Origin of the sequence: Streptomyces sp. NK08204, assembly GCF_020400585.1 — a bacterium.
Classification (GTDB): domain Bacteria; phylum Actinomycetota; class Actinomycetes; order Streptomycetales; family Streptomycetaceae; genus Streptomyces.
Genome location: NZ_JAINVF010000022.1, coordinates 26,207 through 41,576, shown reverse-complemented (window position 1 = coordinate 41,576; position 15,370 = coordinate 26,207). Strand labels below are relative to the sequence as shown.

Sequence of the window (15,370 nt, the reverse complement as noted above, 5' to 3'; positions counted from 1 at the left end):
CCTCGGAGTCGGAGTCGTTTTGGGCTGTCCTCCAGAGTATCTGGACCTGCGGCCAATTCGTCCCCGCCCACTGCGTTCAGGGCGGGGACGCCGGTCACGCCCGCAACGTCTGCTCCAGCGCCCGAGCCAGTGATCCCGCGTCCTGCTCCGGCAGCGGCGCGCCCGTACCGGTCGTCACGTAGAAAGCGTCCACGGCGTTGGAACCCAGGGTCGACACGTGCATGCTCCGCACCCGCACCCCCGCCTTCTCCAGGGCCAGGCCGATGCGGTGCAGCAGCCCGGGGGCGTCCTGGGCCCGCACCTCGATCACCGTCGCGTGATGGGAGGCGGCCGGCGCCACGGTCACCCGCGGCGGTGGGGCCGGCCAGCCCCGGCGGCGCGGGTAGGCGGCGTCGCGTTCGGCGAGGCGGCCCGTGATGTCCAGCGAGCCGTCCAGGGCGCGGACGAGGTCCGCGCGCAGCCGGGTCGCCTGGGGCAGGGAGCCGTACTCGGCGGCGACCCGCCAGTTGAGGAGGAGGACCGAGCCGTCGTCCACGTCCTCCGGCAGGCGCAGGGTGCGCAGCTCGGCCGTGCGGACGGTCAGGCGGTGGACGGCCAGGACGCCGGCGACCGCGGGCAGCACGCCCGGCTGGTCCGGTACGGCGATGAGCAGCTCGACGCCGAGCGGCTCGGGTTCCCCGGTGGGTTCCTCGCCCGTGACCGGTTCTCTCTGTGCGCGCAGGGCGAGGACCGGGGCGCCGGTGCGGAACGCCTCGACGGCGAGGCGCTCGTGATCGGCCGTGGGCGCGGCGGGTTCGGGCTGGTCCGGGGCGTCCCCGGCGAGGACCGCGGCCACCCGGCGTACGAGGTCGGTGACGAGGGAGCCGCGCCAGGAGGACCAGGCGGCCGGGCCCGTGGCGAGGGCGTCCGCCTCGGTCAGCGCGTGCAGCAGTTCCAGCGTGCTCTGGGTGCCGACCGCCTCGGCGACCGAGCGGACGGTGGCCGGGTCGTCCAGGTCACGGCGCGTGGCCGTCTCGACGAGCAGCAGGTGGTGGCGTACCAGCGTCGACAGCACGGCCGCGTCCGCCCGGTCGAAGCCGATCCGCGCGGCGACGTCCCTGGCGATGATCTCGCCGGCCACCGAGTGGTCGCCGGGCCAGCCCTTCCCCATGTCGTGCAGCAGGGCGGAGACCAGGAGCAGGTCGGGGCGGCTGACGCGGCGGGTCAGCTCGGAGGCGCGGACGGCGGTCTCGATCAGGTGCCGGTCGACGGTCCAGATGTGGACCGCGTTGCGCTGCGGTCGGCAGCGGACCCGCTCCCAGTCCGGCAGGAGGCGGCTGATCAGGCCCTCGGCTTCCAGTGCCTCCCAGACCTCGACGGTCGGGCGGCCCGAGCCGAGCAGGGTCACGAGCTGTTCGCGTGCCTCGGCAGGCCAGGGTGTGGGCAGGGGGCGTGTGGTGGCGGCCATCCGGCGCACGGCGTGCAGGGAGAGCGGGAGACCGGCCTGTGCGGCAGCGGCAGCGGCACGCAGGGGGAGCACGGGGTCGCGTTCGGGGCGGGCGGTGCGGGCGAGCACCACCTCGCCCTCCTGCTCCACGACTCCCTCGGCCAGCGGGGAGCGCTCGGCGACGGGCTTCCCGCTGCCCAGCGCCCTCCCACCGCCCAGCATGGCGCGCAGGCGCGGCCGTACGGCGCGCGAGCGCAGCACGCGCCCCACTTCGCGCCAGGTGACGTCGCTGGCGTACGAGATCACGCGTGCTGCTTCGTACACCTGCCGCAGCAGCGTGTCGGCGTCCAGCAGGCCCAGCTCGGACGCCACCTGGTCCTGCTCCTGGAGGGACAGGCGGTCGGTGGCGCGGCCCGTCGTCAGGTGCAGGGCGTCACGGACGTCCAGCAGCCGGCGCCGGGCCTCGTCGAGGCCCTCGCGCGGGGCGTCGGCCACCCAGGAGGCGGCGACGGCACGCAGCGCGGTGGCGTCGCGGAGGCCTCCGCGGGCCTCCTTGAGGTCGGGTTCCAGGAGGTACCGCAGCTCGCCCTGGCGTTCTGCGCGTTCGGCGCACAGTTCCTGGAGTTCGGGGAGACGTCTGGGTGCCTGGTTGCGCCAGTCGGCGAGAACGGCGGTGCGCAGGGCGGCGGTGAGCGCGGCGTCGCCGGCGAGGTGGCGGGCGTCCAGGAGGCCGAGCTGGACCTTCACGTCCTCGCCGGCGGTCTTGCGGGCCTCCGCCGGGGTGCGCACGGAGTGGTCGAGGGCGAGGCCGAGGTCCCAGACGGGGTACCAGAGGCGGTCGGCCAGGGTGGCGACCGCGTCGGGGTCACTGCCGTCGTGCAGGAGCAGCAGGTCCAGGTCGCTGCGCGGGGACAGCTCGCCGCGGCCGTAGCCGCCGACGGCCACGAGGGAGACCCCCTGGGGGCTGTCGGCCGGTGCTTGCGGGCCGCCGGCCGTGGCCTTCGGATCGTCGGCCGCGCCGGTGAACAGGCCGGCGAGCCAGTCGTCGGTCAGCTCGGCGAGCGCGGCACGGCGCGGCGGCCCGGACCGCGTCCCCTCGGTGAGGAGGCGCAGCCGGGCCGCCGCGTAGCCGCTGGGTCCCGAGTCATCCGCTTCGATTCGCACATCCGTACTTGTCACCCGGGAACTCCTGTCCTTCCGCGGTGTCAGAACGCTGCCTGGACCCTGCGCGTCCTGTCGGGTCAGAGGGCGTCCGGGCCGCGCTCGCCGGTGCGCACCCGTACGGCCGTGTCGACCGGCAGGGACCAGACCTTGCCGTCCCCGATCTTGCCGGTGCGGGCCGCCTTGACCACGACCTCGATCAGCTGCTCGGCGTCGTCGTCCTCGGCCAGTACCTCGATGCGGATCTTGGGGACGAGGTCGACGGTGTACTCGGCACCACGGTAGACCTCGGTGTGGCCGCGCTGACGACCGTAGCCGCTTGCCTCGGTGACGGTCAGGCCGTGGACGCCGAAGGCCTGGAGGGCCTCCTTGATCTCGTCGAGCCGGTGGGGCTTCACGACGGCGGTGATGAGCTTCATGCGTCCACCTTCTTGGTCCGGGCGGCGGCCAGGGTCGGGGTGTGGGCGGCGGAGCCGGTGACGCCTCCGCCGGCGCCGCTGAAGTCGTACGCGGTCTCGGCGTGCTCGGCCTGGTCGATGCCGGAGATCTCCTCGTCCTCGGTGACCCGCATCCCCATGGTCTTGTCGAGGAGGAAGGCGAGGACCGCGGAGACGACCAGGGAGTAGGCGAGGACCGCGCCGACACCGGCGCACTGCTTCCACAGCTGGGTCCAGGTGTGGTCGCCGTAGAAGACGCCGGTCGCGGTGGACTGGCCCTTGCCGGTGGCGAAGAAGCCGATGAGCAGGGAGCCGATGATGCCGCCGACCATGTGGACGCCGACGACGTCGAGGGAGTCGTCGTAGCCGAGCTTGAACTTCAGGCCGACGGCCGCGGCGCAGGCGACACCGGCGATGGCACCGACGGCGATCGCTCCGAGCGGGGAGACGGCGCCACCCGACGGGGTGATCGCGACCAGACCGGCGACCGCGCCGGAGGCGGCACCGAGGGTGGTGAACGCGCCGTGGCGGATCTTCTCGTAGGCGAGCCAGGCCAGCATGGCGGCGGCGGTCGCGACCTGCGTGTTGACGAACATCAGCGCGCCGACGCCGTCGTCGTTGCCGAGCCAGGAACCGGCGTTGAAGCCGAACCAGCCGAACCACAGCAGACCGGCGCCAAGCATGACCAGCGGAAGGCTGTGCGGGCGCATCGGGTCCTTCTTGAAGCCGACGCGCTTGCCGATGACCAGGATCACGCCGAGCGCCGCGGCACCCGCGTTGATGTGGACCGCCGTACCACCGGCGAAGTCGATCACGCCGAGCTTGTAGGCCCAGCCGTCGGCACCCCAGACCCAGTGGGCGACGGGGAGGTAGACGACCGTGACCCACAGGGCGACGAAGAGCGACCAGGCGGAGAACTTGACGCGGTCGGCGAGGGCACCGCTTATCAGGGCCGGCGTGATGATGGCGAACATCAGCTGGAAGACCATGAAGACGAAGATCGGGATGGTGTAGCCGTCCCACAGCTCCGTCAGGCCGATGTTGCTGAGCCCGAACCAGTCGGAGTTCCAGCCGATGAACCTGTCATGCGTGCCGAAGGCCAGGGAGAAGCCGTACAGCACCCACAGGATGGTGACGATCCCGAGGCTGATGAAACTCATCATCAGCATGTTCAGGGTGCTCTTGACGCGGACCATGCCTCCGTAGAAGAAGGCGAGGCCCGGCGTCATGAGCAGCACCAGGGCGGAACAGATGAGCATGAAGCCTGTGTTCGCGGACGACAGCTTGGGTGCCTCCGCGGCAAGCGTGATGGCTGGTGCCATCGGCGTCTCCTCGTCGGTGTGGTACGGCCCCGTGCGGGCGGTGCCTGAGCGGTCCGGTCGGTTGAGGGGTGGGCCGGTTATGCGCCAGAGATTGACGCAGCGCGGTTTCGGTGGACGCCCCTCGTTGTTTCGCTGGAGTGACGAAGGCGCCTGGAGTGTTACGCGTCGATGAACCGCCGGATCTGAGCCACGCCGATCGTTATCGTGGCGCAACCTTCCCTGGAGGACTCCGGCGGGGAAGCAGGCCGGCCGCGGCGGGCCTCTCCGATGACCTGGCATGGGGGGAGCCGAGTCGAGCAGATCGGGAGGTCCGGCCGCGGCCGGGGTCTTGTTCTCCTACGGGGTCAGACCGCCTGCGCGGTCTCCGGGATGTCGGCGGCGAGCTGTTCGCTGAGGTCGATCACGGCGGCGAGGTCGCCGTGGTCGCGCACGGCCGTGTCGACCGTCTTTCGGATACGAGTGTTCACGCGCTCGGAGCGGACCTTCGTGGCGATCTCCATGGCCCGTGAGGCGTACCTGGTGCTCTCCTCGGGCTCGCGCTGGAGGAGGTGGACGGTGGCCATGCCGATCAGGTTGAGCGCGTAGGACCGCTGGTGATCGGGGTCCTTGGCGAACAGGTCCACGGCCCGCTCCATGAGCGGCTGGGCGAGGGAGGCGTAGGTGGGGCTGCGGCCCGCGACGTAGGCCAGGTCGCGGAAGGAGTGGGAGTTCTCGCCGTACAGCTCGGCCTCGTCGAAGAAGCGGATCCAGTCGGGGTCGGGCTCGTCCCACTCGTCGACCTCGGCGAAGGTGTCCTCGGCCATGCGGACCGCGCGCTTGGTCCTGCCGGGCTGGCCCATGTTGGCGTAGGCGCGGGCCTCCATCGCATACAGCATGGACTGGGTGCGCGGGCTCGCGCAGTCACGGCTGCCGTACTGGGCGAGGTGGATCAGCTCCAGGGCGTCGTCGGGCCGGCCGAGGTGGATCATCTGGCGGCTCATGCTGGAGAGGACGTAGGAGCCGAGGGGCTTGTCGCCCGCTTCCTTGGCGGCGTGCAGGGCGAGGACGAAGTACTTCTGCGCGGTCGGCTGGAGGCCCACGTCGTACGACATCCAGCCGGCCAGTTCGGCGAGTTCGGCGGCGACCTTGAAGAGCTTGCGGGTGGTGGCCTCGGGCTGGGGTTCCTGGAGGAGGTCGGTGACCTCGTGCAGTTGGCCGACGACCGCCTTGCGGCGCAGGCCGCCGCCGCACTTGGCGTCCCACAGGCGGAACATCCGCGTGGTGGACTCCAGCAGCTCCAGTTCGGGCTGGGAAAGGCGGCCGGGGCGGCGGTGGTCGGCCTCGGGCCCTGGGCCGGGTGCGACCGGGGAGGCCGGGGCGGGGACGAGCCAGCGCTGCATGGGCTCGATGAGGGCCGGGCCGGCGGCCAGGCCGAGCGAGGTGCCGAGGAAGCCGCGTCGGGCGAGCATCAGGTCGCTGCGCGAGAACTCGCTGAGCAGCGCGACGGTCTGCGGACCGGTCCAGGGCAGGTCGACGCCGGTCGCGGAGGGTGCCTGGCGGGCGGCGCGCAGACCGAGGTCCTCGATGGACACGACACAGCCGAAGCGCTCGGAGAACAGCTCGGAGAGGATGCGCGGGATCGGCTCGCGGGGATTCTCCCCGTCCAGCCACCGGCGCACCCGGGAGGTGTCGGTGGAGATGTGGCCGGCACCCAGCTGGCGTGCCCTGCGGTTCACCTGGCGGGCCAGTTCGCCCTTGGACCAGCCGCTGCGCACGAACCATGAACCGAGCAGCTCGTTGGGGCGCTTGTCAGCGTTCGTCCCGCTACCGCCGTTGCCGCCCACTGGAACGCCCCCATCCCTGAGACCACTTTCACCGAGTGCGCAAAGCCCTATCAGAATGTCGGTGGATGCGGCCTGCCGTCCCCACACTCTCACCCTTCGAACGGGCTGACGACTTGCCTCCGGCATACCCACGAGTGCATGCGCCCCCAAGGCTTCACACACTCACAGTAATCCCACGATCACCCGCTCAGCCATGGCGTTCACGGAAACGCCACCATTCGCCACCCCTTCGAATGAACTCACGGTCGCCTCCGCGCGATTCACTTGACATAGGACGAACGGGGAGTGGGTGGAGTGATGCACGCAAGGGCGCGTGGCGCCCGCTGCACCACCCAGCACACTTCAAAGCGCCGCCTTCACCTCGCCGGGACGCGGGGAAGCGGAGCCATGACGTCACGTTCCGCTTCCGCCCCGTTCCGTGTCGTAACCACCGGCGCGCTGGACCCGTTGGAGGGGGCATGGGCTTCACGATCGGCGGCATCCGCGAGATCCGCTCCGGCACGCGCAGGCGCGGCCGACCCTCGGAGTGCACCACCGTTGCCGAGTTCACGGGGCTGTGGGGCTGGGACGTGGTGCCGGGCGCACGGGCCGCGGCGGGCGTCTGCTCGTGCGGGCGCGCCGACTGCCGGGCGCCGGGCGCGCATCCGCTGGAGTTCGCCCCGCAGACGCCGGCCGGGGCCACGCTGGACGAGGCGACCAGGGCCTGGGCCGAGTTCCCGGGCGCCTCGGTGATGCTCCCGGTCGGCCGCGCGTTCGACGTCATCGAGGTCTCGGAGCCCGCCGGCCGGCGCGCCCTGGTCCGCCTCGAACGGATGGGGCTGCCGCTCGGCCCGGTCACCGCCACCCCGGAGGGCCGCGCCCAGTTCTTCGTCGCGCCCGGCGCCGCCGCTGAGCTCCCCCGGCTGCTGTACCGCCTCGGCTGGGACGACCCCGCCGCCCTGGACCTGCGCGGCCTCGGCCCCGGCACGCACATCACCGCGCCGCCCTCGGACCGGGGCGGCCTGGGCCCGGTGCGCTGGCTGCGTCCGCCCGTCCTGGACACGACGGCCAGGCCTCCGGCGGCCCGGCTGCTGCTGGGCACACTGGCGTACGTGGCGCACCGGTCGCGGGCGCGGGCGTAGCCGCCGTACGAGAGCCAAGCGACGCCGTACCCGCCCGACCGCCGCCGCCGCCGCACAAGGCGAAGCGCCCGGTCCCCCACCGTACCCGGGGGCGGGCGCCTCACACGGTCCGAGCATCGCTTCGCAGGGCCGGTCCGGCTGTGCCTACTCCCCGATCAGCGCGTCCACGAACGCCTCCGGCTCGAACGGCGCCAGGTCGTCCGAGCCCTCGCCGAGGCCGACCAGCTTGACCGGCACGCCCAGCTCGCGCTGGACGGCGATGACGATGCCGCCCTTGGCGGTGCCGTCGAGCTTGGTCAGCACGATGCCGGTGATGTCCACGACCTCGGCGAACACCCGGGCCTGCACCAGACCGTTCTGGCCGGTGGTGGCGTCCAGGACGAGCAGCACCTCGTCCAGCGGCGCGTGCTTCTCGACCACGCGCTTGACCTTGCCCAGCTCGTCCATGAGGCCGGTCTTGGTGTGCAGGCGGCCGGCGGTGTCGATGAGGACGACGTCGACCCCCATCTCCTTGCCTTCCTTGACCGCGTCGAAGGCCACGGAGGCGGGGTCGCCGCCCTCCGGCCCGCGCACGGTGTAGGCGCCGACGCGCTCGCCCCAGGTCTGGAGCTGGTCGGCGGCGGCGGCGCGGAAGGTGTCGGCGGCGCCGAGGACGACGGTGCGGCCGTCGGCCACGAGCACGCGCGCGAGCTTGCCGGTGGTGGTGGTCTTGCCGGTGCCGTTGACGCCGACGACCATCACGATGCCGGGCTTGCGGTCCTCCGGCTCGGTCCTGACCGTACGGTCGGCGGCGGTGCCGATGAGCCCGAGCAGCTCCTCGCGCAGCAGGCCGCGCAGTTCCTGCGGGGTGCGGGTGCCGAGCACCTTGACGCGCTCGCGCAGCCGTTCGACCAGCTCCTGGGTGGGCTGCACGCCGACGTCGGCGGTGAGCAGCGTGTCCTCGATCTCCTCCCAGGTCTCGTCGTCGAGGTGCTCGCGGGAGAGCAGGGTCAGCAGGCCCTTGCCGAGGGCGTTCTGCGAGCGGGAGAGGCGGGCGCGCAGGCGGACGAGCCGCCCGGCGGTGGGCTCCGGGATCTCGAGCGCGGGCACCTCTTCGAGCAGAGAGGGGCCAGCGGGGGGCTCCTCGACGGCGACCGGGGCAGAGCCGTCGGGGAGATCCACCTCCTCGATCGTCCGGCGCGGTTCTTCGCGCGGTGTCTCGGCCTCTTCGCCGACGTGCGGCTCGGCCGGGGGCGCGGTGATGTCGGGCGCGGCGGGCGGTGGCGGGGGCAGCGACTTCGTGCGCCGGCTGGCGACGATGAGCCCGCCGAGCGCGCCGAGCACGACCACGGCGATGACTACAGCAAGGATGACGGTTTCCATAACGCGTCCAGTATCGGCCATCGCCTCCCGCAGGCCCGGTTTCCGGCCGCTTGTGGTTTCGTCCAGGACGCAAAGGCCTCGTAAGGCGCACAGGGGGAGCAAAGCACGGCGGCGATGCGTCGGTTGACGCGCGTAGAGTCATCGCGCGTCCCCTCCCCCACCCCCTGGGCGCCCTCTCCCCGAGAAAGCCCGACGCCCCCGCTCGGGCAGTGGCCGAGCGGGGGCGTCGGAAGGTGCGAGGAGAGGGGCAGCGGGGACTTGGCCCTTCTCCTCGGGTCGAGGGCCTCTTACGAGGCTCAGCCCATCTCCTCCAGCGCCTTGCCCTTCGTCTCCTTGACGAACTTCATGACGAACGGGACGGAGAGCGCGGCGAACGCCGCGTAGATCACGTACGTGCCGGACAGGTTCCAGTCGGCCAGCGACGGGAAGCTCGCGGTGATGGCCCAGTTGGCGATCCACTGCGCGGCGGCGGCCACGCCCAGGGCTGCGGCGCGGATCTTGTTCGGGAACATCTCACCGAGCATGACCCAGACGACCACACCCCAGGACAGGGCGAAGAAGAGGACGAACAGGTGGGCGGCGACCAGGGCGGTCCAGCCCTGGATGGCGGGCAGCTTGCCGTCGACCAGGTGGTGGCTGAACGCCCAGGCCTCCAGCGCGAGACCGACGGCCATGCCGACGGAGCCGATGAGCGCGAGCGGCTTGCGGCCGACGCGGTCCACGAAGATCATCGCGATCACGGTGCCGACGATGTTGATGATCGACGTCGTGAAGGAGTAGAAGAACGAGTCCGTCGGGTCGACGCCGACCGACTGCCACAGCGTCGAGGAGTAGTAGAACGCGACGTTGATGCCGACGAACTGCTGGAAGACCGACAGGCCGATGCCGATCCAGACGATCGGCTTGAAGAAGAAGCCGCCGCCGAGCAGGTCCCTGAAGGCGGAGCTGTGCTCGCTCTTCATGGCGTGCTCGATCTCGGCGACGCGGGCGTCCAGGTCGACGTCCTTGCCCTCGACCTCGGCGAGGATCTCCCGGGCGCGGTCGCGCCTGCCGACGGAGAGCAGGAAGCGCGGGGACTCGGGGATCGCGAAGGAGAGCATCCCGTACAGAACGGCCGGGACGACCATGACACCGAGCATGACCTGCCAGGCCTCCAGGCCCATCAGGTGGCCTCGCTGGTTGCCGCCGGCGGCGTTGAGCACGCCCCAGTTGACCAGCTGGGAGATGGCGATGCCGACGACGATGGCGGCCTGCTGGAAGGAGCCGAGCCGGCCGCGGTAGGCGGGCGGGGCGACCTCGGCGATGTAGGCGGGGCCGATGACGGAGGCCATGCCGATGGCGAACCCGCCGACGATGCGCCACAGGGCGAAGTCCCACAGCGCGAAGGGCAGCGCGGAGCCGACGGCGCTGACCGTGAACAGGACGGCGGCGATCTGCATGCAGCGGATGCGGCCGATCCGGTCGGCGATGCGTCCGGCGGTCGCGGCGCCGACGGCACAGCCGATCAGGGCGATGGCGATGACCTGGGCGAGGGCCGCGGAGCCGATGTCGTAACGGTCGCGGATCGCCTCGACGGCGCCGTTGATCACGGAGCTGTCGTAGCCGAAGAGGAAGCCGCCCATGGCAGCGGCAGCCGCGATGAAGATGACGTGTCCGAGATGTTCGGGCTGAGCCCTCCTGGCACCTGGCTGATGTGCCTGCACTGTGCTGGTCAACGTGTATCTCCTCGGGCCGCGGCAACGCTGCCGGGGTGGGGGTGAGCCCTCCCAGGTGGTGACACCTGAAGGTAAATGGAACGTTGCAGAGACTATGCCTTCAAGTTTCGAAGTCAATACCCCGACAGGTGTGAGTTTTGAGATACGGCCAGCCGCGCCATGTTCACTTCTTGAATGTGCGTTAAGTGATCTTGAGAGGGAGCACTGAGAGGGGCTAGCGAAGCCGCTGGGAGATGACCTTCGAGACGCCGTCACCCTGCATGGAGACGCCGTACAGTGCGTCGGCGACCTCCATCGTGCGCTTCTGGTGCGTGATCACGATGAGCTGCGAGGTCTCCTGCAGCTCCTGCATGATCCGGATCAGCCGCTGGAGGTTGGTGTCGTCCAGGGCGGCTTCGACCTCGTCCATGACGTAGAACGGGCTGGGCCGGGCCTTGAAGATCGACACCAGCAGCGCGACGGCTGTCAGCGACCGCTCGCCGCCGGACAGCAGGGAGAGCCGCTTGACCTTCTTGCCCGGGGGACGCGCCTCGACGTCGACGCCCGTGGAGAGCATGTTGCCGGGGTCGGTGAGGACGAGCCGCCCCTCACCACCCGGGAAGAGCCGGCTGAAGACGCCTTCGAACTCGCGGGCGGTGTCCCGGTAGGCCTCGGTGAAGACCTGTTCGACGCGTTCGTCGACCTCCTTCACCACCTGGAGCAGGTCGGCGCGGGTCTTCTTCAGGTCCTCCAGCTGCTCGCTGAGGAACTTGTGCCGCTCCTCCAGGGCGGCGAACTCCTCCAGCGCCAGCGGGTTGACCTTGCCGAGCTGCTGGTAGGCCCGCTCGGCGGTCTTGAGCCGCTTCTCCTGCTCGGCTCGTGCAAAGGGCTTCGGCTGGTTGCGCGGGTGCTCGGGGTCCTCGGGCAGCTCCTCGCCCTCGGCTGGCGGCGAGGGGGGCACGGGCTGGTGCGGGCCGTACTCGGCCACCAGCCCCGCCGGTTCGACGCCCAGCTCCTCCAGCGCCCTGGTCTCCAGCTGCTCGATCCGCAGCCGCTTCTCGGCGCCGAGCACCTCGCCGCGGTGCACCGAGTCCGTCAACTTGTCCAGTTCGGACTTCAGCTCACGCCCGGCCGTGCGCGCGGCGGCCAGCTCCTGCTCGCGCCTGGCCTTCGCGGACTCGGCGGCGGCCCGCTCCCGCTCGGCGCGGGCGAGCGAGACCTCGACGTGCGCGAGCAGCTGCCGGGCACCGGAGGCGACGGCCTCCGCGACGGCCGCCTCGTGCCGCAGCCGGGCCCGCCGCTGCTCGGCCCGCGCGCGTGCCTCGCGTTCGGCGCGGGCGGCCCGGTCGAGGGAGTCGGCCCGGCCGGCCAGCCCCTTGACCCGCTCCTCGTGCGTACGGACCTGGAGGCGGGCCTCCATCTCGGTCTGCCGTGCGTTGGCGCCGTCGGCCGCGAGCCGGTCGCGCGCAAAGGTGTCCGGCTCCTCCTCCACCGGCATCTCCTCGGCGACGGCCAGCCGCTCGGCCAGCTCCTCCGCCTCCAGTACGGCCTTCTCCAGCGCCTCCTGGGCTCGCGACGCAGCCGCGGCGGACCGCTCGGCCTCCCCGGCGGCCCCGCGCGCCTGCCCGGCGAGCCGCCCCAGCTGCTGTGCGACGGCGGACTTCTCCCGGTCGGCGGCCCGGCGCCGCTCCCCCAGCTCCTCCACCAGCGCGGCGGCCTCCGTGCGCCGTTCGGCCGCCGCGTGCTGCGCCTCGGCGAGTTCCTCGCAGCGCACGGCCAGTTCCGCGAGCTCCGCCGCGGCCTCGTCCACGGAGGCCTGCACCTCCAGCAGACTGGGCGCCCCGGCGGACCCGCCGTGCGCGAAGTGAGCGCCGAGCAGGTCGCCCTCGGCGGTGACGGCGGTCAGCTCGGGGTGCGCGTGGACCAGGTCCTCGGCGTCTTCGAGGGTGCCCACGACGACGATCCCGCGCAGCAGCCGCCGTACGGCGGGCATGAGCTCGTCGGGGCCGCGCACCAGGTCCGCCGCGAACGGGTGTCTGTCGGGGCGCCGGGGTTGCGTGACGTCGTCGGGAGCACCGCCGAGCACCAGGGCCGCCCTGCCCCCGTCCTCCTTGCGCAGGAGTCTGATCGCCTCGACCGCCGAGGCAGGGGTCGTCACCGCGACGGCGTCCGCCGCCGCGCCGAAGGCGGCGGCGAGGGCGACCTCGTGGCCAGGGCTCACCGTCAGCAGTTCCGCGGCCGGGCCCAGCACACCGGTGAGCCGGTCCCGTGCGCCGAGCAGTATTCCGCTGCCGTCCTTGCGGCGAAGGCCCAGCGCCAGCGCCTCGTGGCGGGCCTGGGTGGCCGCGCGGCGCCGTTCGGCCGCGGTGGCCGCCTCGCGGGCCGCGCTCAGCGTGGCTTCCGCCTCCGCGAGCCGCCGCCGGGCGGCCTCGTGCTGCTCGGAGAGGTCGGCGTCGTCGGCGTCCAGGCCGTCGACCTCGGCCTTCAGGACCTCGTACGCCTCCTGGGCCTGTACGGCTCGCTGCTGGGCCTCGTCGCGGGCGGCGGCCAGCCGGTCGATCTCGGCCTGGGCGGACGCGGCGCGCGAGCGAGCCGCGTTGACCTGCCCGGACAGACGGGCCAGGCCCTCGCGGCGGTCGGCGATGGCGCGGGCGGCATCCTTCAGCCGGCGCTCCTCGACGGCCAGTTCACGCTCCAGCTCGGCACGGTGGGCGACCGTGTCGTCCAGGGCGCGCTGGGCTGCCTCCAGTGCCGCCTCCAGCTCGGCCTCCTGCTCGCGGACGCGGGCGGCCTCGCGCTCCAGGTCCTCGGGGTCACGGCCGCGCCGTTCCTCCGGGGGCGCGGAGGTGGCGCTCTTGAGCCGGGCGTCGGCCAGCGAGACGGTGCCGCGTACGCGCTCGGCCAGCTGGGACAGCTCGTACCAGGTCTGCTGGGCGCGCTGGAGGCGGGGCGTGAGCCGCCGTACCTCGTCCTCCAGCAGGGCCTCGCGCTGGACGGCCTTCTTCAGCTCCTGCTCGGCGGCTTCCTTGCGGTCCTTGAGCACGGCCTCGTCGGCGATCTCGGCCTTGAGTGCCTCGCGCAGTCGTACCAGGTCGTCGGCGAGCAGCCGCAGGCGGGCGTCGCGCAGGTCGGCCTGGATGACGGCGGCCCGGCGCGCGACGGCGGCCTGGCGGCCGAGCGGCTTGAGCTGGCGGCGCAGTTCGTCCGTGAGGTCCTGCACGCGCGCGAGGTTGGCCTGCATCGCGTCCAGCTTCCGCAGCGCCTTCTCCTTGCGCTTGCGGTGCTTGAGGACACCGGCCGCCTCCTCGATGAAGGCGCGGCGGCCCATGGGATCGGCGTGCAGGACGGAGTCGAGCTGGCCCTGGCCGACGATGACGTGCATCTCGCGGCCGATGCCGGAGTCGGAGAGCAGTTCCTGGATGTCCAGCAGACGGCAGGTGTCGCCGTTGATCTGGTACTCGCTGCCGCCGTTGCGGAACATGATCCGCGTGATGGTGACCTCGGCGTACTCGATGGGCAGGGCGCCGTCGGAGTTGTCGATGGTCAGGGACACCTCGGCGCGGCCGAGCGGCGGGCGCCCGGTGGTGCCGGCGAAGATGACGTCCTCCATCTTGCCGCCGCGCAGCGACTTGGCGCCCTGCTCACCCATGACCCAGCTGAGGGCGTCGACGACGTTGGACTTGCCCGAGCCGTTCGGTCCGACCACGCAGGTGATCCCCGGCTCGAACCGGAGCGTGGTCGCCGAGGCGAACGACTTGAAGCCGCGCAGGGTCAGGGCCTTGAGGTGCACGCCGCTGGACTCTACCCGCCGCGCCTAACTCACTCCATGAATGCCCGCAACCCCGCGGTTTCACCGTTGAACATGCAGGGCACACCAGACGTTAAGAGAGTGAAAGGATGCGCGGGGGAAAGTGCGCGGGGGAAAGAGAACGAGCGGGGCAAAGAACGAAGGGACGCCGAAGCGTCCCTTGCAACTCTGGCAACTGTGCGGTTGATACGGGCAGCCCAACCGCTGCTGCTGTCGTGGAGCGATGCAGCGATCAGGTGAGCGCAGGCTCCGCCTGGTGTGCGTCGATGCTCTCCATGATCCTGTCCTGAGAGGCGGCAGCCGTCAGCGCGTCGTTCTCCGCCTGGATCCGTACCAGCTCGGATTCGAGGTCCTGGACGCGCTGCTGCAGCCGTCGCATCTCGGCGAGGAGTCGAGGGTCGGAGCCGCCGACGTAACCGAGAAGCGCCTTTGCCATGATGGATGGTCCTCCACAATGAGTGACCGACCGATGCGGTGTGGGTCGTGAGGGATTAGCACCCGCGGTGCTTGGCACATCCGAGTGTTGCTCTGCTGTTGCTCCATGCCAAACAGCTCAGGTGCGCGGGGCTTTCAGCGTCTCACCAAAAAGTTTGACGGTCAACACGATCACGCCCTGTATTGGGGGCGAACCCGGGTGCGCGGCCGGAGAAACGGCGGCGCTGCGACTCCAGCGGGGCCCGTAGGGCGTGGCGATCTTCTGTACCTGCGGAGCCTGCCACGCCGAGCTGTTCTTGGCAACCACCAGGCCATTTCCGCTCTCGGTGGGTACCCTCCGGCGGCCTTCGCACGACGGCTCGACGGGTCCGGCGGGGAAGGATCAGCGGATGGCGAAGCCGTCGTAGCCGCCCCGGGGTGTGTCCCAGATCTCGGTGACACCCTCCACGCGTCCGGGCGTGTCGCCGCACTGGAGCCAGTCGAGCAGCCCCTCGCAGCCCTCGCGGGCTCCCTCGGCGACCACCTGGACGCGTCCGTCGTCCAGATTGAGAGCAAAACCACTCAGACCGCCGATCTCCAGCGCCTTGGCACGCGTGAACCAGCGGAAACCCACGCCCTGCACGTATCCGCGGACCCAGGCGACCAGCCGTACTTCCTCGCTCATGGGTGCAACCTAACCGGCTGGTGTCGCTCGGCACACTTCCGGCCTCGGCACCATGCGGTACCGTCCCCATTCGATGCATCTCATATGAAACTCACTCGATCGAGTGAGCCGGGTCGG

Annotated in this window: 10 protein-coding genes; 1 reads left to right on the top strand and 9 read right to left on the bottom strand. The window is 71.5% G+C overall.

Annotation, left to right across the window (positions count from 1 at the left end; translation table 11 throughout):
- Positions 1–94: 94 nt before the first annotated feature.
- From K7G59_RS26650 to K7G59_RS26635, 4 genes are all read right to left on the bottom strand, one after another.
- Positions 95–2,605 carry a [protein-PII] uridylyltransferase gene (locus K7G59_RS26650; RefSeq protein ID WP_225838528.1) on the bottom strand — a complete coding sequence of 837 codons (2,511 nt, stop codon included), beginning with the start codon at positions 2,603–2,605 and terminating at the stop codon, positions 95–97.
- A gap of 62 nt (positions 2,606–2,667) precedes the next feature.
- Positions 2,668–3,006, bottom strand: coding sequence for a P-II family nitrogen regulator (locus K7G59_RS26645; RefSeq protein WP_086730248.1), 339 nt, complete (start codon positions 3,004–3,006; stop codon positions 2,668–2,670).
- Positions 3,003–4,346, bottom strand: a complete 1,344-nt coding sequence (locus K7G59_RS26640; protein WP_225838526.1) for an ammonium transporter — start codon at positions 4,344–4,346, stop codon at positions 3,003–3,005. The genes K7G59_RS26645 and K7G59_RS26640 overlap by 4 nt, the downstream gene beginning before the upstream one ends.
- A 344-nt stretch (positions 4,347–4,690) precedes the next feature.
- Positions 4,691–6,169, bottom strand: a complete 1,479-nt coding sequence (locus tag K7G59_RS26635) for a hypothetical protein (protein WP_225838524.1) — start codon at positions 6,167–6,169, stop codon at positions 4,691–4,693.
- Between the two features lie 458 nt (positions 6,170–6,627).
- Here K7G59_RS26635 and K7G59_RS26630 point away from each other — a divergent pair, with 458 nt between their 5' ends.
- Complete coding sequence (locus K7G59_RS26630; RefSeq protein ID WP_225838522.1) at positions 6,628–7,290, top strand: bifunctional DNA primase/polymerase; 663 nt, start codon at positions 6,628–6,630, stop codon at positions 7,288–7,290.
- A 144-nt stretch (positions 7,291–7,434) separates the two neighbouring features.
- Here K7G59_RS26630 and ftsY read toward each other — a convergent pair whose 3' ends face one another.
- From ftsY to K7G59_RS26605, 5 genes are all read right to left on the bottom strand, one after another.
- Positions 7,435–8,652 carry a signal recognition particle-docking protein FtsY gene (ftsY, locus tag K7G59_RS26625; RefSeq protein ID WP_225838520.1) on the bottom strand — a complete coding sequence of 406 codons (1,218 nt, stop codon included), beginning with the start codon at positions 8,650–8,652 and terminating at the stop codon, positions 7,435–7,437.
- A 296-nt stretch (positions 8,653–8,948) separates the two neighbouring features.
- Positions 8,949–10,367, bottom strand: coding sequence for a sugar porter family MFS transporter (locus tag K7G59_RS26620; protein WP_225838518.1), 1,419 nt, complete (start codon positions 10,365–10,367; stop codon positions 8,949–8,951).
- Between the two features lie 214 nt (positions 10,368–10,581).
- Entirely contained in the window at positions 10,582–14,136 is a 3,555-nt protein-coding gene (gene smc, locus K7G59_RS26615; protein ID WP_225838516.1) for a chromosome segregation protein SMC, read from the bottom strand.
- A 250-nt stretch (positions 14,137–14,386) separates the two neighbouring features.
- Complete coding sequence (locus K7G59_RS26610) at positions 14,387–14,590, bottom strand: hypothetical protein (protein ID WP_023546484.1); 204 nt, start codon at positions 14,588–14,590, stop codon at positions 14,387–14,389.
- Positions 14,591–14,971: 381 nt separating this feature from the next.
- Positions 14,972–15,253, bottom strand: coding sequence for an acylphosphatase (locus K7G59_RS26605; protein WP_225838514.1), 282 nt, complete (start codon positions 15,251–15,253; stop codon positions 14,972–14,974).
- Between the last annotated feature and the right edge of the window lie 117 nt (positions 15,254–15,370).

Excerpts from the sequence above, each read along its gene's own strand:
- ftsY (WP_225838520.1), bottom strand. The coding sequence starts at position 8,652 with ATGGAAACCGTCATCCTTGCTGTAGTCATCGCCGTGGTCGTGCTCGGC.
- K7G59_RS26610 (WP_023546484.1), bottom strand. The coding sequence starts at position 14,590 with ATGGCAAAGGCGCTTCTCGGTTACGTCGGCGGCTCCGACCCTCGACTC.
- K7G59_RS26630 (WP_225838522.1), top strand. The coding sequence starts at position 6,628 with ATGGGCTTCACGATCGGCGGCATCCGCGAGATCCGCTCCGGCACGCGC.
- K7G59_RS26640 (WP_225838526.1), bottom strand. The coding sequence starts at position 4,346 with ATGGCACCAGCCATCACGCTTGCCGCGGAGGCACCCAAGCTGTCGTCC.
- K7G59_RS26645 (WP_086730248.1), bottom strand. The coding sequence starts at position 3,006 with ATGAAGCTCATCACCGCCGTCGTGAAGCCCCACCGGCTCGACGAGATC.
- K7G59_RS26605 (WP_225838514.1), bottom strand. The coding sequence starts at position 15,253 with ATGAGCGAGGAAGTACGGCTGGTCGCCTGGGTCCGCGGATACGTGCAG.